We start from the raw sequence: 16,583 nt of genomic DNA on the forward strand, positions 1-16,583 counted from the left end.
CTTCACCATACCCAGCTGGATCTAAAAGTGCCTTTGCATGGCGAGGCGTCAACACCTACCTCCCGAAGGGAGGTAGCCGGCCTCCCTCGCCCGACCGGAGGTCTCGATGAACTCGCACAGCGACACACCGTTCCATGCCCGCCACGATGACGACCTGCTCACTCTCGAAGAGGCGTCCGAGGTCCTCGGGATCTCGATCAACACGCTGCGCTGGTGGCGCCAGAAGGGCGAGGGTCCCGCCTACTTCAAGATCGGCCGCCGCCTCTACATCACCGCCGGCGAGGTACGCGCCTTCATCCGCCAGCAGCGGATAGCGGTGCGGCCTGTCCTGCCGGCGCCGAGGAAGCTGGGCTGAGTCGTGGTCATCCATCACGAGAACGACCCCGAGGACCCGCGGCACATCTTCCTCGACGCGCACGACGTCCTCGCCCGCTACGGCTGGGGCAAGACGAAGGGCTATCGCAACCTCAAGGACCGCACCGTCGTCCCGCCGCCGATCATGGAACACCCGATGCGCTGGCGCCTCGATCAGCTCCTCGAGTGGGAGGACAAGCTGATCGCGGAGTCGATGAAGGCGCCGGTGTCGCGGCGGGCTGACCTCGCCTCGCTGCTCCCGCCACCGAAGCAACGTAGACGAGCGGGGTGATCTCGCGGCGCGCGAGGGAACACATTCGCGGCGTTGTGACGCACCCGGACGGTACGCGGCGTTGTGACGCACCCGGACGGTACGCGGCGTTGTGACGCACCCGGACGGTACGCGGCGTTGTGACGCACCCGGACGGTACGCGGCGTTGTGACGCACCCGGACGGTACGCGGCGTTGTGACGCACCCGGACGGTACGCGGCGTTGTGACGCGCCTAGCTGCGGGATGTGTCGCCTTGAGGCGGCATTGCCGGAGCCGGCAAGGCCGCGCTTGCCCGGGGTGGCCGACACGAAGTGATGTCTTGCTCCGGGCTTCAAGTCGTAAGTGGTCGTTCCCTCCATGTATGTGTAGGCGGTCGCGCGCACCTACTCCGATCGAAACGGATGATCTGCATCGAGCGGCGCGATGGAGCTGTCGGCAGGGTCTTGCCGCGCGGTTGGTAAGAGCTCGTCGGGCACCTCGAGTCGTATGGATTGGCGAGACGAGAATATGACGCGCGTGAGTGTCGCATTAGGGAATTTGTGTGTGCTTGACGCGAGTTCTCGCATACGTCCCCATGGGAACCTCTGGCCCGCGATGACACCAGTCAATGCGTCGGCGATCGGAATGAAGGAAAATGAGTCCGTTGCGTCGATCGTCAACAGACGGAACTCGTTTTCGTTTTCCCAGTCTTTGTGCTTTTGAAAATAAAGAAGATCAGCGTTGTCGGTCATGTACCTCAACGCGACGGCCTGAGATTCCTCAGTACTTGGCGGCACGAGCCGGAGATCGAGGTCCGGCAGAACGGTACTTGTGTCGACGTAGATCACACGTCCGGCCAATCTTCTTCCGGGGATGTCGTTTGCCTCGGCGAAGGCTTGGATCAGTCGGTTCCTGTCGAACTCGAAGCAGACGCCGGTGTGTCGGGCAGCGTAATGAGCCCACATGGCGATGTGCGCCCACCCAGGCGAGCCGTCCATCAGGCCGGTGGAGGTGCTCGTTCCTTCTACCAGGCAGGCAAGCTTGCTGAAGGATCGGAACTGATCGTCAAGTCGGTTCCAAAGAGGATCAAGCTCGGCGAAACGAGCAAGGTGGTCAGCATCAGTGTCGCTTGCAGCGGGTGGTGGATTGAGTAGCCCGGGCCTGAACACGGCGCTTTCCCAGATGTCGTTGGTGTGACGGAGTGGCGATAAGCGCAATGTGCCGTTGGCGAGGATACCGTTGATTGCCGACTCGCTGGTCGCGTAGTGGTAGAGCTTCGTGTCGCTGTCCTCCACCATCAGGTACTCGAGGGTCTACGCATCGATGGCACTCCCGGATGCTATGTGGCGAGTTGGGCTCTGGCCCTGCATTCGGCCAAATGAGTCGCCAGTTACTTGGTCGTAGCCCCGGATTGCTCATTGCTGCACGTCGCTTCTGACGATGAACAGGCGCTCGCGTCCCCCGGCGTAGGAAGCGAGCAAGCGATCGCCCGAGACCTACCCGATTCGCGTCTACGATCGCGGCTACTAGATGTATGTCTACGGGCGATCGGTTCGCGGCTGATCCGCGCACTGTTCTGTGGCCGTCCGCCTCGGGGACGTCGTCCGGCGCATCGTGTCGGGCATACTCGGCCAGGTGCCTGATCTAGAGCCCGAACGTGATCGGGTCGATCGTGCCTTCGCCGCCGATGTGGGATGGGATGGCTGGCCGGAGGTTGCGGCGAGCGCACCGCTGAGCGACCGCGAGATGTTGTCGTCCCTACTGCTGCTTCTCGCTGCCGCGGGGCCTCCGCGGCGGACGCGATCCGGCGACCCAGGGTTGTATCTCCGGATGGATCGAGTGATCGATCGGCGTCGGCGGTTGCCTTGGGACCGGGCGACGGCCCGGGTCGCGGTCGAAGCGGTGATGACCCGTGGCGACTTCGACGCGCGCCGGGTGGGAGTCGCCCTCGCGGGTGCGGAAGCCGTCTGCTCGGCTGGAGCGGCCGATCAGCCTGCCCGACGAGCAGCGCACGGCCGCGCTCGGGCAGATCATGCAGGTCCTGGAGCAGACGGAGACCAACTGATGTCGTCCCTCTATCCCGACCAGCTTCTGAAGCGGCGAGCCATGACCTGGGCCCTCCGGCTCAAGGTCAATCCGGAGCCTGGCGAGATCGCGGGCATGCCAAAGAAGTGGGCTCGTGCATCAGCGACGGCGTGGCGACGTTCGCCTACGAACGCGCTGACACGGACGAGTCCTTTTAGGACTACGTCATCGTCCACGAGCTGCTGCACCTGCGCTACCAAGACGCACGGCAAACGCTTCCAAGCCATGATGTCCGTTCGCATACCGAACTGGCGGAAGCTGGAAGAACAGAGCCACGCCCCACGGAGCGCGGTGCCCGTGGGCAACGACGGGGGAGGTCCTGACCGTGGGATTCAAGGGCAAGACGACGAAGGTCCAGCAGCAGTTCGAGACTCCTGAGGAGATGTATCTGCGCGGATCCCTGCCGCGGACGGCCGACGCCGTGAGCGGCCTTTGGATCCATCAGGGCGATGTGCTGCGGGCCTACGCCGCGCAGCATGTGGACACGCCTGATCTGGCGCTCGAGCTCCCGACAGGCACGGGCAAGACGATGCCCGGTCTGCTCATTGCTGAGTGGGTGCGCCGCAAGGCCGAGGGGTCAGTTCTCTGCGCGGCACCGACTCGCCAGCTGGCTGACCAGGTGTTCACGACGGCCAAAACCGAGGGGGTACCCGCGCGCCTGTTGGTCGGCAGTCACCACGCCTGGGATCCGACAGATGAAGCCGACGTTGAGGGCGGTGAGGCCATCGCGATCACGACGTACAGCTCGATCTTCAACAGCCACCCGAAACTGCCCGTGCCGCGCCTCATCGTGCTCGACGACGCCCATGCCGGCGAGCAGTTCGTGGGCGAGCAGTACGGCATCACGATTCGCCGTCACGAGGAGGCGGCGGCCTACCTGGCTGTCCTGCACGCCCTGCGGCCCTTCCTGTCGGGTCTGCAGATCCAGCGGCTTCAGGGCGCTCCGGATCCCGGGGCACATCACCAGGTGCGACTCATCCTGCCGCCGGTGGTCCCGGCTGCAATGGTGCAACTCGACGAGGCGCTGTCGAGTCTCGGAGGTGACTTTCGGTTCCAGCTCGCGATGATTCGCGGCGGCCTCGCCTCCTGTTGCGTCTACCTTTCCTACGGTGGCATCCAGATTCGCCCGATGATCCCGCCGACGTTCGAGAACAAGGTGTTCTCCCGAGCTGGCCAGCGGGTCTACCTGTCGGCGACCCTCGGCTCCGGCGGTGAGCTCGAGCGGGCCTTCGGCCGCCCGGAGATCACGCGGATGCCGCTACCGTCCAAGACCCCGCCGCGGTCCGGCCGGCGGCTGTTTGTCTTCCCCGACCTCGTGAAGGGTGGCGACTCGATCGGCGTCACCAAGAGCATCGTGGGCGTCACGAACAAGGCTCTGGTGCTCAGCCAGACGACGACGGCAGTCGCCGAGCAGGTTGCGCGAGAGCTCGCTGGTAAGGGCGTGCCGGCGTTCGGCAAGGACGTCGTCGAGCGTGGCCTCGCGACGTTCGCCAAGGCGCCCACGGGAGTGCTGGGTCTGGCGAACCGGTATGACGGCATGGACCTGCCGGGGGACGACTGCCGGATCGTGGTACTGGGCGGCAAGCCCGACGCTGTCAGTCTCCAGGAGAAGTTCCTCAGCGAGCGGGCAGAGGCTAGTGCCGCGCTGGCGGAGCGGCTACGCACGCGGATCGTTCAGGGTGCCGGACGAGCTACCCGCGGCCCGAACGACTACGCCGTGGTGGTCGTAGTCGGCACGGACATCATGCGGTACTTCTCGCGGCGGGAGAACCAGACCGCTCTGGAGCCCGAGCTGCAGGCCGAGGTCCAGTTCGGATGGAAGAACAGCAAGGGCGAGGACCCGGCTGATGTCTTGGACAACGTCCGGATCTTCCTTGACCACGACGCCGACTGGATGGAGGGCGGTGAGCCGCTGGTCGCCGAGTTCCGCGAGGAGGCAGAAAAGGTCGAGGCGCCCGGCACTGCGGCACTCGGTGAGTCCGCGACGCTCGAGGTCGAAGCGTGGGAGCTGGCTTTCAACGAAGACTGGATCGCGGCCAGCCAGAAGCTTGAGGACGCGGCGCGGGCGGTCGGCAAGGGCGGTGACGCGACCCGGGGCTACCGCGGAGTGTTGCTCTACCTGGCCGGTGTTTGGCTCCACCTTGGCGCCGAGAGTGAGGCGCACCGTGCCCATTCGCGGGAGCTCATTCGCAACGCCGCGAAGGCATCAGTACGTGGGACGTGGCTGAAGGAGATGCAGGGGCTGCCCGGCGCCGAGGAGGTGCCGCTGGCTGCTGCCGACGCCGTGGCGGTCAACAACCTCGTCGCCCGGCTCACGGGCAACTTCAAGCCGAACAAGATCAAGGAGAACTTGGCCGAGATGCGCGGGGTGCTGGCCCAGGACGAGGCCGTGGCGTACGAGGTCGGACTGACCACGCTCGGGAACTTCCTCGGCTCTGAGGCTGCCAAGCCCGCCGGGCAGGGAAGGTGCGACTCGGCCTGGCGTTGGGATTCGGCGCTGTGGCTGACGATCGAGGCGAAGTCGGAGGAGCAATCCGACGGCCTGCTGCCGCTCAAGGACATCCGACAGGCCAACACGCAGCTCGACCAGCTGGCGACAGACCAAGGCGTCGACCACGCGCCGGCCGGGAGCCCGACGATCATCGTGTCGGATCGCCTGAGCGTCTCTCCGGACCACGCACCCGTCGCCAACCCGAACGTCTACCTCGCCTCGACTAACGTGGTGAGTCAGATCGCCAGCGATGTCGAAACGGTCTGGGCTGACCTGCTGGCGGCTGCGGCGAGGAATGAGCCGGCCCACGTCCTGAGGCGTCACGTGCAAGCGACGCTGGCGGAGAACGGGTGCTTGCCGACCCAGGTGGTTGACCGGCTCGCCCAGGAGCGCATCCGGCCCGGCGAATGATGCGGCGCTTACGTACGGCCCACAAGCAGAGGAGATCGACGTCGTGACCGACATGAACGTCATGCTGAGCACGCTGCACCTCGTCTATCCGCCTGTCTCGAGTTACGAGGCGGACTCGGTCAAAGATGACCCTGAAGTTGAGGCGCTGCTCCGCGAAAGCGACTTCTACATGATGGCCATGCGCCCGGAAGTCTTCTTCGACGACATCGAGTTAGACGGCACCCTTTGGACCCTCCGAGTGGTGGGCGAAGGTGCGGGCGGCGAGCCCTTCGTCGATCACGCCACCCTGGACATCGAGCGGCTGGCGACCGACCTGTTAGGGGAGATGCCCGAAACCGTCACCGCTGACTTGGGGCCTAAGTTCGTTCGTCTTTGGCCCGGCACGGAGGAGGAGGTCGAAGAGGGTGACCTCGAACCCTTCGAGTGGTTCACCACCGAGAAGCTGCTCCACGACAAGGGTCGTGGCGTCGCCGGCATCACCGGCCTCGAGAAGCTGCGAGACTTCGCGACCTATGAGTTGCTGTATGTCGGTATCGCAAAGAAGTCGGACACGTTCAGTCGGCTCTTCGCCCAGGCGCACAAGACTCGTCAGCGGATCCTGTCCGGCGAGTGGCCGCGCCGCACTGGGTCACGGGTGACCGACGAACTGATCTTGTTTCCGTTCCGAGTCGAGCCGACCATCTTTCGCACGATGGAGCCGGGCGACGAGACGACGGACACTGCTGGCGATGCCTGGGCGCTCTACAAGAAGAAGGTCGTGGCTGACGCCGAGAAGGCGTTCATTCACCTGCTTGACCCGCAGTACAACGTGGAGAAGTTCAAGAGCTACCCACAAGGCAAGGACGGGCTGTACGGGGGAGAGCACCAGCGGTACGGCTATCTGATCGCTGAGAACATCACGTTCGCGACGGCGAACGGCACGATGCGAGGAGCGTTCAACGCGGAGTGGGGGATGGTCGATGATTCTGCGGACTGGATCTTTGTCGAGGGCGATGACGTCGAACTCGTCGGTCGAGCGCAGCTCGAGTAGTGCGTCACTAGAGCAGGGGGCGGTCGATCGGCGTGGAGTCACCGTCTTCCCGGCCAGCGCACCGGCCATGGTGACCGCTACTGGTGTGACGCTCGCGCCGGTCCCGTTGCCGAGGGCGTAGCCGGACGTGTCGAAGCCCCACAAGTAGACCTTGCCGTCTGAGGTGGTTGGGAAAGCGGCGGTGCCAGCGGTGACGGCGTCTTCGCAATCAACCTCCGACGGGGGCTCTGCTCGTGGGGCAACAACGGTGGCGGCCTCCCGCTCGGCTGGCTCGACGGCTCGAGCAACAACTCGCAGGTCTACAACACGCCCACCGCCGTGGGGCGCCCGAGTGGGCAAGGCCGTGACGCAGGTGGTCGTCGCTGGCTCCAACGCTTACGCCCTCACCTCGGACGGGAGGGCCTACGCGTGAGCCTCGGCTGCCAGAGCCTTGGGCAACACCCCGTCGGCGCGAACTGTTCTTGCGGTCGGGAGTCGTTTTACCCGTTTTCAGGCGGCGCGGGCAGCGACTCGGTTCAATGCCGTTTACGGATAGGAAACGGAGTTCGCATGCCCGAGATCGGGAACATCAAGCTCGGCGGCACGATGGTTCATGAGGTCCCGCGCGGGAGCCGGCGCGCGAACCCGGACGGCGCCGTGATCTTGTCGAAGGACCTGACACCACTGGATCCCAACACCGATCGGTTCATCCGAGACCAGATGCTGGCCCCGTTCATCCCCGGCGGGCGAGACATCGTGGCCGTCCCTGATCCGGCCGTCTCGGACGGAAACCCTGGGTTGGCGCTCGTCCCTAGCTTGGTCAAGGAGATGCTCGCCGACCCCGACACGCTGCCCGAGCACAGCCGCACCATCGCCGAGCACATGTTCGCCAGCCAGGTTGGTGCTGCCTCGGCCGGCATCTTCATGGCCTCGGTCGGCGAGTGCGGGCACGGGCCGAGCGTCATCATCATGAAGGCCGAGCACCAGGAAGGCGTCCGCATGCGCCACCAGGGCGCACCCGGAAGTGTCTCCTTCGATGTCGAACACATCGGGGAACTCATCGTCGGCAAGAACTCGAAGGTCTACAAGATCGCGATGCTATGGGTTCGCGACGACGGCGCCGTGGTCGGAAAGATGGTCGACAAACAGAACGGCGTCGCATACGCCGACTACTTCCTGCACGAGTTCCTCGGCATGGATCTGCGGTTCAACTCCGAGAAGCTCACCCGAGACCTCATGGACTCAGCAACCAAGCACATCAACGCGAACGTCGATCCCGACAAGAAGGTCCGCTACACGCGCGCACTTGTCGCGCTCCTCGAGAGCCCGAACGACGAGGTGAACACCACTCAGTTCCTGACCCAGTTCATCGATCCCGAGGACCGCGACGACTTCGCCGCCGCCCTACCACCCGAGGTCAGGGCAGCGTTCCGAAAGGACACCACGCTGGTGAAGAGCCGCATCGGCGGCATCGTGCTCGACCTCCAAGAGGGCGAGGTCCAGGTTCGTGCGACCCGCAACGCCTTCGACAACGGTGGCGTCGAGGTCGACCCCGAGAAGAAGCAGGTCGTCATCAAGGGCCTCCCCGACGACATCTCGCCGTCCGGCCCGCCAAAGTGATTTCCCGAAACTTGCGGAGGTCCGGCGCGTGAGCGACTCCAGGAACCTCGACCCGGCCGCTACGTACAAGGCGGCGAAACCGTTCCTCGATGCAGCCCTGGAGCACTACCAAGGCACCGTCGCCACCCTTCTCAAAGGCCAGGTCCCCGAGCACTATGTCATCGGCAGGGTAAAGACCGCCCGCAGCCTCATCCGCAAGCTCCGCGAACGACCCAACGAGCCCCGGACCTGGGACTCGATCACCGACAAAGTCGGCGTCCGTGTCATCTGCACCAGCCGCATGGACTGCGACGCAGCGACCCAACTCATCTCCGACGGCCCGTGGACCGTGCTCAAGACCGAACGCAAGACGGGCAAGCACGACAAGCTCTTCTACCCTGGCATTCACGTCGAGATCCAGAGCGGCAACGCCGTTGACCATGCAGGCAGCCGCATTACCTGCGAGGTTCAGATCCGGACCCGTGCCCAGGACGCTTGGGCCGTCGCTTCTCACAAGCTCACCTACAAGGGCGCGGTCGTCCCGCCGAAGAGGATGCGCCGCCTGGTTGACCGGCTTACCGTCTTCGTCGAGGTGTTTGACGACGAGATCCACCGCCTCTTCAAGAAGCGCGGCAAGCTCCCCATGTACGTTGAGGCCGTCGCCCTCGAGAAGCTCGAGGAAACATACGAGCGGCTATCCGGTGAACCGGCCGAAGGTGCCAAGGACCTCTCCATCGTTGCCATCCTCATGGCTGCCTATGACGACAGCGAGAAGCTGGCCGTCACCGACCTGGTCGACCAGTACTGCGGCAGCACTGCCGGCATCGCCGAGGTCATCCAGGCTCACAGCTATAACGCCGAGGGCTACCGTGACCAGGCCGACTGGCTGTTTACCCAGCCCGAGGTGCTCCTCGTCCTCGAACGCGCACGAGCCAAGCCGTACCTGCTCCTGAACGCCGTCGCGAACACCGATCTCGAAGACGTCGTGCGCGCCACCGCCATCAGCGCCGGGACACCGCTCCCCGCCGAGTAGGACAACTGCAAACACGCGAAGGCGGTAGCCATCCCGACCGGATCGCAGGCCGGTTCGTGACGACGACAACCGCCAGCCTTTCGTCGGTTCACTCTAGCTCATTCTGTCGGTCCCGAGACGCTCTGAAGGACGGAAGGGCAGCCAAGCGCCCGCAACGTGGCTAGGATTGATGGGTGGCCGAGATGAACGCGAACTCGGAGCCTGACCGCCCCAACCGGACCAGGCCGGACGCGCTCGCGCTATACAAGGTCGCGTATGACGAGAGCGTCCGAGCGATCGATGACCAGCTTGCGGAACTCGACCACGTCAGGTCTCGCGCGATGCAGTTCCTCGCTTTCATCGGAACTGGTACTGCGTTTCTCGTTGGAACCGGCCTTAATGACAGTCAGCGAGACGGGTGGTTTTACGCTCTCGCAACCGTTGGGAGCGCCATGTCGGTCGTCACCCTGCTGCTTGTCGGGGCGATCCTCCTCGGTGTGGTCGTCCACGAGAAGAAGCCCCAGGAGTGGCGCTGGGCGGTGCGGCTATCTGCGCAAGACCTGATCCGTTGGATCGAGCCGCAGATCCACGCCCCTGACGAAGTCGACTATCTGAAAGAAGTTGCTTTGCTGAACGACGAACGAGCGGAGGCAAACGAGGTGGGACTGGGCCGCCTCCGCCACGTCTACCTCGCGCTTCTGACTTCCGGCTTCGTGCAACTACTGATTTGGGCGGCGCTGGTCTGGGCGAGGGGATAGAGTCCTTCCGCGAACGCGATTGGCGAGGTAGGCGGTTGTGGCGGATCCTTCCGACGAGCCCGAGACACCAGGTGAGGTGCCCGGCGAGCCGAGCACGCCTGGTGAACCAGACGTGCCCCCACAGGTGCCGACCCGTCCCGCGTGGCCACGCCCTCCAGGCGTCAACCCAAGGCGAGACCGTCGCACGATGGAGACGCGGAGCGATGCCAGACTCAGCACCGCCGAACTTGTCGATGCGTTCAAAAATCTGACGCTCATCGAACTCTCGGAGTTTGTCAGGGAATTCGAGGATACGTTCGGTGTTACAGCCGCGGCTCGAGTAGCCGTTGCTGCGGCACCCGACCACCGGGAACATGGCGCGGCCGATATCGGGGGCGCGGACTCAGAGAAGGACGAGGTCGATCTCGTCCTAGAAGCTGTGGGTGACAGGAAGATCAATGTCATCAAGGAAGTCCGTGCACTCACCTCGCTTGGCCTGAAGGAGGCGAAGGATCTGGTCGAAAATGCGCCTGAGCCAGTCCTAGAAGGTGTGACGCGAGAAGTAGCTGCCAAGGCGAAGGAAACGCTAGAAGCAGCCGGCGCAACGGTGACTTTGAAGTAGAGGCTTCGAGGCGACCAACTCGGACGCCTCGAAGCCGGACCCGGATTCGCAACTGACAAGCTGTGGACGGGACTCGGATGCTCTCAGTCAGATCGTTTGGGCCCGGCAGTCATAGCGTGCGTCACTCTGGGCGGAATGACGCTCGCCTCACCGCCAGGTCGTAGAGCGGCAGGCGGCCTCGTAGATCGCCTCGATCTCGCGGTCGGTCAGGCGCGGCGGGAGCTTCGCGACGTAGTGGCTGATCTGGCGGCGCTGAACGATGACGACAGCACCATCTTCGGGCTGCTTCTTGATCGTCCAACCCTTCTGGGCGCCCATCACCGCGATCACGCCGAGCGCGGTCACCGGGAAGCCGACCTGCTCGGTCAACAGGCGGCTCGCACGCTTGGCCTCGTGGCGGCTGTTGCGGACGTACGGCACCCGCTGACCGTTGACCATGAAGGTGTCACCGCCGACCCAGATGCTGGCGTCGGGATGATTCTTAGCGTTCACCGTGATCACCCCGCCCGGGCCGATCAGGACGTGGTCGATGTCCGAGCCACGGTTGCCGACCTCAATCGAGTGGATGACCCGCCACTCCGGCCTGAGCTTCGCGAGCTGAACAGCGACTGCTTCCTCCCCGTCGGCGCCGATCCGCCACGCGCGCTCGTCTGTCTTCGCATCAACGAGGCGGTTGAAGAAGTGCCTGAGTTTTCCGGTCCCCTCTCGCGCGAGCAGTGCCTGCTCCCGCAGCGAGACTCCGGCCTGATGCGCGCCGAGGTCTTCCCACGCTTGTGCAGTTGGCTCGACAGGACGCTCCTCGGCGGCGAAAGGAGCAGCAAGCACACCGTCCGCGGGCGTTTCGACTGGATCAGCGATCGCCAGCGCGGGCACCTCAACCGACTGCTTCTCGGCGAGGTGGTCGCCGATCGCCTTCTCCAGCAGCGGCAGGCTCGTCGGGTCGTCGGAGTGATAGCGCCCGGTCTTGAGGTCCAGGTATCCGAGCGCAGTCCCGCCGGGCGTCTCGGCGTACAGACGCTCGTGCCCGTACCGCGCCCAGCGGCGCACTACCCACTCCGTCACGACGTCCTCCCTCCACTTCGCTCAGCGTGCCAGCGGGGGCCGTCGCCAGCAGCGGATTCGGCGAAGCTGTGTCACACCCGTACCGATTTCGGTACGGATGTGACACCCGGGAAGCGGGCAGTGCCACGCCGGAGTCGCGTTCACTCGGCGCGGGTGAGCACTTGCAGGAACTCGTGGTTCACGAAGAGGCGCTCGCGCCCGACCTTGATGTCGCTGAGCAGGCCTGCCTCAACCGAGGCATGGAGCCACCCCGACGCGGTCTGCCGGGACACGTCGCAGCGCTCGGCGACGGTATTGATCCGGCAGTACGGCTGCTCGAACAGTACGTCGAGGAACTGGGCGTCACGGCCACCAGGGGTGGCCGCCCGTGCACGCTCGGCGATGTCGTTCTGGCAGTCGCGGATCGCGCTGATCTTCCTCGTCGTCGACTCTGCCGACTCCCGGACGACGTCGAGCATGTACAGGATCCACTCGGTCCACGCGCCCTCGGCCGTCACCGCTCGCAGGAGGCGGTAGTAGTCGTTCTTGCGCGCGATGATTGCCCGGGAGAGGTACAGGATCGGCTCGTCGAGCAAGCCCGCTTCGATCAGCATCAAGATGTTGATGACACGGCCGGTACGCCCGTTACCGTCGTGGAACGGGTGGATCGCTTCGAACTGGTAGTGAGCGACGGCCATGCGGACCAGCGGATCGAGGTCGTCCTGCGCATGGATGAAACGCTCCCAATCAGCGAGCTTCTCGCGGATGACGTCCGCGCCCTCCGGTGGGGCGTAGACGATCTTCTCCGTTGTCGGGTTCGCGATCCGGGTGCCTGGCATCGCCCGCACATCCATCTCCCGGCCGTGAAGCTGCGAGCAGATCTTGGAGGCTGTCGACGCGATGAGCGGACGCGCCCTGATGGACGCGACGCCAGCGAAGAGTGCGCTGCGGTAACGGAGCGCCTCCTTGGTGGCGTGGTCGCCGCCGCCCGACTCGACGTGCTTGAACAGCTCATCGGCCGTCGTCACGATGTTCTCGATCTCGGAGCTTGCTTGCGCCTCGAGCAGCGGGACCGCGTGGATCAGGATGTTCGGGTTGGGCAGCAGTCGCCCGGCTTGCGCGAGTGTGGCGAGCGCGGCGCGCGCCTCGACCGTCGCCTTGAGCACGACCTTCGGCTCAAGATCGATCCCCTCCGGCGGCAGCGCCGGCAGGTCGTTGAAGGGAACTTCGGGGTCCCAGGGCATATGTCAGCTCCTTCAACACGTCAGAGGAACGCGTTAAGATTTCTCGCGAAACTTAACACGTTCGCGGAACGTGTCACTTTTGGTGACATGTCCCGACGCGGCCTCCCGCCCGCGCTCTGCCCTTCGCTGGCGCAGCTGAGGCGCTCACCGCCAGGATGCCCGCGGTCGCGTCCAGAGCCGGCGCGCCGGCCATGCCGACACACCGGCCGAGCGGCGGCCTGCAGAAGGTCGACCGCAAGCGCGAACGCACCCGAAGTTGAGTAGATCAATTAGGTAGCGACCTGCCTACTCAACAAGCCTGCAGCGCCCGCGACCCGGCCGGGCTTACTGGAACCTACTGGAACATTGTTTCAGTAGGTTCCAGTAGGACGGCCCCAACGAGCACCGCCCAAGGGAGTCGATCCGGGGTACCATGGACCTGCACCTCCGATCATCCGGCGCCCTCCTCGAAGAGGAGCTGCAGCGCCGCCTCAGAGACTCAGCCAGACCCCGCCGAGTGATACGAAAAGTGATACGAACTGCCCGAAATCGGACGGTTTTCGGCGATACGCCGCGAAACGGCGTGACCTTCAAAAGCGCCTCTGACCTGCACAAACGTCAATAACCATTAATGGTAGTTGAATGGTCAATTTTCTTGGCACCAGTGGCAGGCCGCGTAGCCCACCGACAGCAGGATCGGGACGTCGCGCTCGCGCGCCGCAGCGAACGCCTCGGGCGACCACTCCCACCAGTCGACGGGGTTCTCCGCGTGCTGGAGGAGGTACGGCGAGGTCGCGTCCTGGAGCCGGTTCACCCGACCTACGCTAGTGCGCTCACATCTGCTTGGCGCCGTCGCGGATCGCCTCGCGCAGTCGCGGGTAGGTGCCGCAGCGGCAGATGTTGCGCAGGGTGTCGAGGTCGGCGTCGGTGATCGCCCGGCCCTGCTTCCTCACCCGGTGCACGAGGTCGACGGCCGCCATGATCTGCCCGGGCTGGCAGTAGCCGCACTGGGCGACATCGTTCTCGAGCCACGCCTCCTGCATCGGGTGCAGCGCCTTGCCGACGGTGGCCGGGAGGCCTTCGATCGTGGTGATCTCGTCGTCCGGCTTGATCTTCGAGACCGGCACCGAGCAGGGGTTGAAGGCACGCCCGTTGAGGTGGCTCGTACACGCCTTGCAGACATTGATCCCGCAGCCGTACTTGGGACCGGTGATGCCCAGGATGTCGCGCAGCACCCACAGCAGGTGGACGTCGCCCTCGACCTCGACCTCCACTCGGCGGCCGTTGACCACGAACGTGTGCTTCTTCGCGTGCTTCTTCTTCGCGTGCTTGGACATGTCAGTGGCTCCGATCAGTAGCGGTGCAGGCCATTGGTGGGCGACGCCGGGACCGGGGGCACCGTCGGCTTGGGCGTGAAGAAGAGGGGCTGGTCGTGGTTGATCGGGAAGCGGGTCGGCATCTTCCCGACGGCTCGGGCGTACGCCGCGGCGGTCGCCGCGAAGGCCGCCGCGACGCCGAGCTCGCCTGCCCCACCGGGGTCCGAGCCGGTGGACGGCATGATCACGATCTCCACGTCGAACGGGACGTTCCACTCGCGCGTGTACGCGTAGTTGTCCCAGGACGCCTCCTGGAAGTGTCCGTCGGACAGGTGCAGGCTCGAGGTCAGCGCCAGCGCGATGCCGTCCATGATCCCGCCCATCATCTGTGCCTCGAGGCCGCGCGGGTTGACCACGAGGCCGACGTCGACGGCGAAGACGACCTTGGTCACCCGCGGGCCGGTCACCGCGTCCCGTACGCGCCGGTTGACGGTCGCGGGCGTGGTGTCGATCTCGACCAGGCAGGCCGAGAACCCGTGGTACTCGTTGTGGATGCCGAGGCCCTGGGCGTGGCCCGCCGGCATGGTCCGGCCCCACTTCCCGACCGTGGCGACCTTCTGGAGCGCCGCCTTCGAGCGGGGGTCCTTGATCGTCGCCATCCGGAAGTCGTACGGGTCCTTGCCGACCGCCTTGGCGATCTTGTCGACCGTCAGCTCGCGGGCGACCGCGGTGTTGGGCGAGTAGATGTTGCGCATCGCACCGGTGTTGAACGCGCGCGTCTCGACCTCGTCGAGCATCTGGGTGGTGACGCCGAAGTCGTAGTGCGTGGACTGGCTGGTGAGGTAGATGAACTGCGCCAGGCTGAAGTCGCCGACCGGCAGGTGCCCGGCGGCGGCCGTGATGACGTCACCGAAGCCGTGCGAGAACTCCGTGCGCACGCTGGTGTGGCGCTGCTCGTACGTCAGCACCTCGCCGAGCAGGACGGTGGCGCGGGTCCGGGCGATCGACATCGGGTGCACCCGACCCTGGCGGGCGTCGTCGGCACGATGCCACATCAGCTTCACCGGGACACCCATCCTCTTGCTCGCCTGAGCGGCCTCGGTGGCGGCGTCGTGGAAGAGCTTGCGGCCGAACGATCCGCCGCCGTTGACGCAGTGGACCGTGACCGCGGAGGCGGGTAGGCCGATGGCGGCGGCGATCTCGCTCTGCGCGACGATCGGCGCCTTGAAGCCGCCCCAGATCTCGGCCCGGCCCTTGCGGACGTCGGCGATCGCACAGTTGGTCTCGAGCGCCGAGTTGCCCGCGAACGCGAACCAGAACTCCGAGTCGATGCTCTTCGCCACGAGCGGCACGTCCGGTACGACCAGCGGGATCTCGGCCGCCTTGAGCTCGGCGGTGATGTCGGCGTCGCTCTTCGAGCCCGCCAGGCCGGGGGTCCAGTCGACCCGGAGCGCGCGTACGGCGTCGATGCACTGGCCGAAGGTGCGTGCCCGGACGGCGACGCCGGTGGGGATCGTCGCGACGTGGGTGACGCCGGGCATCCTCAGCACGGCCTTGGCGTTCTTGACGCGCTTGACCTTGCCGTTGATCGTCGGCGGCCGGCACACCATGGTCGGCAGCGCCCCGGGCACGTGCAGGTCCATCGTGAACGTCTTCTCGCCCGTGATCGCGGCATGCGCGTCGATGCGGTTGTGGGGGCGGCCGACGACCTTGAGGTCGGTGTCGGGCTTCAGCGTCGCCTTGACCGCCGTCGTCGAGGTGGCCGCCGCGGGCTTGGACAGCGAGCCGTACGAGAGCCGGGTGCCGTCGGGAGCGATGACCTCGCCGCCGAGCGTCACCAGGCCGCTCACCGGCAGGCCTCCCAGCATGAGCGAGGCCGCCTTCAGCAGCCGACCGCGTGCGATCGCGGCGGCCGTCCGGATCGGGTAATAGGTCGACATCGTGGTGTTGGAGCCACCGGTCAGCTGGTTCATCACCAGCTCGGGGCGGGCGTCGGCCAGCGTGATGACGACCTTCTCGACGGGAATGTCCATCTCGTCGGCGATGATCATCGCGGTCGAGGTGGTGATCCCCTGACCCACCTCCATGCGGGGCAGCGCGAAGTGCACGGTGCCGTCGGTCCTCAGCTCCATGCTGATCAGGTGCGACGTCGGCATCGCCGCCGCGGTCTGGGCATCACTGAGATCGAAGAGGTCGGCCACGCCGGGCAGCGTCGGGATGGCGGCCGCGGCCGACGCCGGCGCGGCCGTCTCGAGACCCCAGTCCACGGCGACCGCGAGGATCGGCGCGGCCAGGACGTACCCGAGGAGGGTGCGTCGCCCGACGCCGGGAGCGGCTGGGAGGGGTGGGGTGGTCCCGAGATCTGCCATGGATCGTCCTCATTCAGAGAGCAGCGATGAACGTGCTCCCTCCCCGCTGAGGATTGTGGCACA

The 16,583-nt window shown here is 65.6% G+C and carries 15 protein-coding genes; 9 read left to right on the forward strand and 6 right to left on the reverse strand.

The window, feature by feature from the left end; all coding sequences use genetic code 11:
* The first annotated feature begins 106 nt into the window (after positions 1–106).
* The gene (locus KSO98_RS08715; protein WP_225284903.1) at positions 107–355 is read left to right on the forward strand and encodes a helix-turn-helix domain-containing protein; all 249 of its coding nucleotides are present in this window, start codon (positions 107–109) and stop codon (positions 353–355) included.
* A gap of 3 nt (positions 356–358) precedes the next feature.
* Positions 359–646, forward strand: a complete 288-nt coding sequence (locus KSO98_RS08720) for a hypothetical protein (RefSeq protein WP_225284904.1) — start codon at positions 359–361, stop codon at positions 644–646.
* 363 nt (positions 647–1,009) lie between these two features.
* On the opposite strand, the gene KSO98_RS08725 is transcribed toward KSO98_RS08720, so the two are convergent.
* Positions 1,010–1,903: a DUF2971 domain-containing protein gene (locus KSO98_RS08725; protein ID WP_225284905.1), complete on the reverse strand. Its 894-nt coding sequence runs from the start codon at positions 1,901–1,903 to the stop codon at positions 1,010–1,012.
* 614 nt (positions 1,904–2,517) lie between these two features.
* On the opposite strand from KSO98_RS08725, the gene KSO98_RS08730 reads away from it, so the two are divergent.
* From KSO98_RS08730 to rplL, 7 genes are all read left to right on the forward strand, one after another.
* Positions 2,518–2,670: a hypothetical protein gene (locus tag KSO98_RS08730; RefSeq protein ID WP_225284906.1), complete on the forward strand. Its 153-nt coding sequence runs from the start codon at positions 2,518–2,520 to the stop codon at positions 2,668–2,670.
* A 345-nt stretch (positions 2,671–3,015) separates the two neighbouring features.
* Positions 3,016–5,592: a DEAD/DEAH box helicase gene (locus KSO98_RS08735; RefSeq protein WP_225284907.1), complete on the forward strand. Its 2,577-nt coding sequence runs from the start codon at positions 3,016–3,018 to the stop codon at positions 5,590–5,592.
* Positions 5,593–5,635: 43 nt separating this feature from the next.
* Complete coding sequence (locus tag KSO98_RS08740; protein ID WP_225284909.1) at positions 5,636–6,622, forward strand: hypothetical protein; 987 nt, start codon at positions 5,636–5,638, stop codon at positions 6,620–6,622.
* A gap of 408 nt (positions 6,623–7,030) precedes the next feature.
* Entirely contained in the window at positions 7,031–8,221 is a 1,191-nt protein-coding gene (locus KSO98_RS08745) for a nucleoid-associated protein (RefSeq protein WP_225284910.1), read from the forward strand.
* Positions 8,222–8,249: 28 nt separating this feature from the next.
* On the forward strand, positions 8,250–9,233 hold the full coding sequence (locus tag KSO98_RS08750) for a RelA/SpoT domain-containing protein (RefSeq protein ID WP_225284911.1): 984 nt from the start codon (positions 8,250–8,252) through the stop codon (positions 9,231–9,233).
* A 173-nt stretch (positions 9,234–9,406) separates the two neighbouring features.
* Positions 9,407–9,970 carry a hypothetical protein gene (locus KSO98_RS08755; RefSeq protein WP_225284912.1) on the forward strand — a complete coding sequence of 188 codons (564 nt, stop codon included), beginning with the start codon at positions 9,407–9,409 and terminating at the stop codon, positions 9,968–9,970.
* A 187-nt stretch (positions 9,971–10,157) separates the two neighbouring features.
* Positions 10,158–10,571 carry a 50S ribosomal protein L7/L12 gene (gene rplL, locus KSO98_RS08760; RefSeq protein WP_225284914.1) on the forward strand — a complete coding sequence of 138 codons (414 nt, stop codon included), beginning with the start codon at positions 10,158–10,160 and terminating at the stop codon, positions 10,569–10,571.
* A gap of 147 nt (positions 10,572–10,718) precedes the next feature.
* On the opposite strand, the gene KSO98_RS18845 is transcribed toward rplL, so the two are convergent.
* The 5 genes from KSO98_RS18845 to KSO98_RS08785 form a co-directional block, all read right to left on the reverse strand.
* Complete coding sequence (locus KSO98_RS18845; protein ID WP_225284916.1) at positions 10,719–11,633, reverse strand: nuclease-related domain-containing protein; 915 nt, start codon at positions 11,631–11,633, stop codon at positions 10,719–10,721.
* Positions 11,634–11,773: 140 nt separating this feature from the next.
* Positions 11,774–12,856: a Fic family protein gene (locus tag KSO98_RS08770; RefSeq protein ID WP_225284919.1), complete on the reverse strand. Its 1,083-nt coding sequence runs from the start codon at positions 12,854–12,856 to the stop codon at positions 11,774–11,776.
* 625 nt (positions 12,857–13,481) lie between these two features.
* Positions 13,482–13,649, reverse strand: coding sequence for a DUF255 domain-containing protein (locus KSO98_RS08775; protein ID WP_443680703.1), 168 nt, complete (start codon positions 13,647–13,649; stop codon positions 13,482–13,484).
* 19 nt (positions 13,650–13,668) lie between these two features.
* Complete coding sequence (locus KSO98_RS08780; RefSeq protein ID WP_225284921.1) at positions 13,669–14,172, reverse strand: (2Fe-2S)-binding protein; 504 nt, start codon at positions 14,170–14,172, stop codon at positions 13,669–13,671.
* Positions 14,173–14,186: 14 nt separating this feature from the next.
* Positions 14,187–16,520 carry a molybdopterin cofactor-binding domain-containing protein gene (locus KSO98_RS08785; protein ID WP_225284924.1) on the reverse strand — a complete coding sequence of 778 codons (2,334 nt, stop codon included), beginning with the start codon at positions 16,518–16,520 and terminating at the stop codon, positions 14,187–14,189.
* Between the last annotated feature and the right edge of the window lie 63 nt (positions 16,521–16,583).

It is taken from the genome of Nocardioides nematodiphilus, assembly GCF_020216525.1.
Classification (GTDB): Bacteria; Actinomycetota; Actinomycetes; order Propionibacteriales; family Nocardioidaceae; genus Nocardioides; species Nocardioides nematodiphilus.

Coding starts and splice junctions, on each gene's coding strand:
- KSO98_RS08715 (WP_225284903.1), top strand. CDS start 107: ATGAACTCGCACAGCGACACACCGTTCCATGCCCGCCACGATGACGAC.
- KSO98_RS08725 (WP_225284905.1), bottom strand. CDS start 1,903: ATGGTGGAGGACAGCGACACGAAGCTCTACCACTACGCGACCAGCGAG.
- rplL (WP_225284914.1), top strand. CDS start 10,158: ATGGAGACGCGGAGCGATGCCAGACTCAGCACCGCCGAACTTGTCGAT.
- KSO98_RS08770 (WP_225284919.1), bottom strand. CDS start 12,856: ATGCCCTGGGACCCCGAAGTTCCCTTCAACGACCTGCCGGCGCTGCCG.
- KSO98_RS08780 (WP_225284921.1), bottom strand. CDS start 14,172: ATGTCCAAGCACGCGAAGAAGAAGCACGCGAAGAAGCACACGTTCGTG.
- KSO98_RS08785 (WP_225284924.1), bottom strand. CDS start 16,520: ATGGCAGATCTCGGGACCACCCCACCCCTCCCAGCCGCTCCCGGCGTC.